Raw genomic sequence first — 2,623 nt, forward strand, 5'->3', positions numbered from 1 at the left:
TGAGCAATCTCGCGACGTCGGGGTGATTGGGACCGAGGGCCTTTTGCCGAATCGCGAGAGACCGTTTGAAGAGCGGTTCGGCGTCAGCGTACCGGCCTTGCTCGTCGTAAACATTCGCCAAATTGCCCATGCTGGCAGTACGCGAGTTCACTTCCATTGTGTCTTCAATAACAGCTACTAACTCACCTGACTTTGCGTTGGCCAAGATACCGCGTATCGTAACCAAACCTATGCCTGAATTATTCGATTGAGCGCCTACAGTATCCATACCTGCATCTTTGTAGCGCTGCGAATAAGGCATAAAATTGACCAATGTGAATTGGATTGCCAACACATCATCGCCGCCTTGTTTTACCGGTACAAACTCACCCTCTTCACGAAATATTTTTTGGGCAAAATCATCCAGCTGTTGGCAGATAGCATCCATTTCTTTCCATGTTGAGTCATTCCAGTTGCGCACGAGTTTTTTATCTGCTTCCTCTGCCAGTTTTAATTTATCAAATTGCGTTGCAAATAATATTACTTTATCAAACTGCTTAAGTTGCTGGGCGTTTTTAACTACAAACTTATCAATTTTTTCTGTTTCGATGTAACCCAACTCTGATTTATCAATCGTATTAACAGCAATATTTTTATTAACCGGCTGCGAACTACAACCGGCAAAAAAAATTCCGACAATCAATAAAAGGGAAAACCTCATAATTAAACTCCTTTGTGCTGCATTTTTGCGAAATAGTCCTGTAGCTTTTGATTCGTCCGTGACAGCACCCAAATCAACCTACACAGTAAAATATAAATGAATAGATATTTCCTGTATAGAAAAAACAGGCAAATTACACCAACAAAACCATATCAATGTCTGATCAAATTAAATCATTTCGTAACATTTTTATCATTCATCATTACAAGAAACATCAAGAAAAACCGCTGGATATGTAGCGGTTTTTATACCCTAAAGAGCTATACCTCCCGCAACGCCGTGGCCACAGGCAAGCGCGCAGCGCGAATGGCGGGAAAAAAACCTCCGATAAAACCTATTACCGTTGCAAAAATAACACCTTGCACCAGTAGATCGGGCGTGACCGCGAAATCAAATACCACCTGGCTAAAACTGGCGAAATTGAGGGTCGATACGGTGTAGCCATTAAAGATAAAATACACAATGACCGAACCAATCACGCCGCCGATAACCGCCAGTACCAGCGACTCCACCAGGGTTGAAATAGCAACCGGGGTTGCGCCAAAACCGATTGCGCGCAAGGTGGCAATTTCGCGGGTGCGATTGGCAACCGAGGTGTACATGGTATTGACCGCTCCAAAGATTGCACCCAGCGCCATCAGGAATGCGAGCGGATAACCGACCATTTTAATAAATTTACTCAAGGGTTCCGATTGCTCGGCGAGATAATCCGTCTCACGTTTTACATCGAGATTAAATTTTGGATCAGCAGCAATAGCTTCTTTAACAGTATCCATGGATTTTTTATCGTCGAGTTTGACGCGCACGATTTGATAGCTATTGCCACGGCGATAGGCATTTTGCAAAATTTTGGCATCACACCACAATTCTGATTCTGCCAATCCACCGCCAGATTCAAATGCTCCCACAACTGTCCATTCCGTTTGGCCAAATTTAACCACTGAGCCTACAGCCAAATTGGCAAATTGTTGCTGCGCGCCGCGCCCCACAATTAATTCATTTTTGCCTGGCTCAAAATTGCGCCCTTCAATAATTTTAAATGAGTTGCGCACTTCAAATGCCATGGGCTCTACCCCGCGCAATGGTGCGTTCGCATTCGCATCTTTGGTGCGCATGGGAATATCGACAATTACAAATAATTCCGGCGAACTCAAGGGCTTACCATCGAGTTTGGCGATACCGGGTAAATTGGCAATCAATTGTGTTTGGTCATAACCCATGCCGCTGCTCATTTCGGAAGTTGCACCGGCGCGCATCATAATTAATACATCCTCCGCACCGGCACTGACCATGGTGCGTTGAAAACCGCTCGCCATAGAAAGCACTCCGATAAACACCCCCACCACACAGGCCACGCCAAATACGGCAACCGATGAAGTACCTAAACGCTGAGGCAAATTACGCAGATTCATCAGCGTAATAACCATAATTTGCGCGATTGAATTAAACATGATTAACGCCTCCGCAGTGCTGCAACTATGTTGAGCTGCAAGCCTTGCAGCGCGGGAATAATGCCGGTGAGCAAACCAAACAAGAACATCAGGCCAACACCGAACAACATCATGGTGGTTGATAAATTTAATCCAGGCAATGTGGCCGCCAAGGATTCAGCGGCACCGCTGATAAAAAATTTCGCTAAAAATAATCCAGCCAAGCCGCCAATTAATGAAATCACTATGGCTTCTGCCAACACCATGATCATCACTGCTTGATCAGAAAATCCAAGCGTTTTTAGAATCGCCAATTCCGGAATGCGCTCGCGGAAAGATTGCGCCATGGTATTGCCTGCCACCAACAACATCGTAAAAAACACAGCGCCCAAAATTAGCGTAGTGATTAAACCTATATCGCCAAATTGTTTAGCAAAGGATTTAGCAAAATCTTTTTCGCTGCCAGCAACTGCTTCAGCTAGTGCTACGGCGC

Annotated in this window: 3 protein-coding genes; all 3 read right to left on the reverse strand. The window is 45.1% G+C overall.

Annotation, left to right across the window (positions count from 1 at the left end; translation table 11 throughout):
• A partial coding sequence (locus tag ACWA6V_RS20435) for a tetratricopeptide repeat protein (protein WP_449524213.1) occupies positions 1-700 on the reverse strand: 700 nt, incomplete at its 3' end.
• A 260-nt stretch (positions 701-960) separates the two neighbouring features.
• Positions 961-2,151, reverse strand: coding sequence for an ABC transporter permease (locus ACWA6V_RS20440; protein WP_449524214.1), 1,191 nt, complete (start codon positions 2,149-2,151; stop codon positions 961-963).
• Positions 2,152-2,153: 2 nt separating this feature from the next.
• On the reverse strand, positions 2,154-2,623 hold a 470-nt coding region (locus ACWA6V_RS20445), incomplete at its 5' end, for an ABC transporter permease (protein ID WP_449524215.1).

This window comes from Cellvibrio sp., from assembly GCF_053579595.1.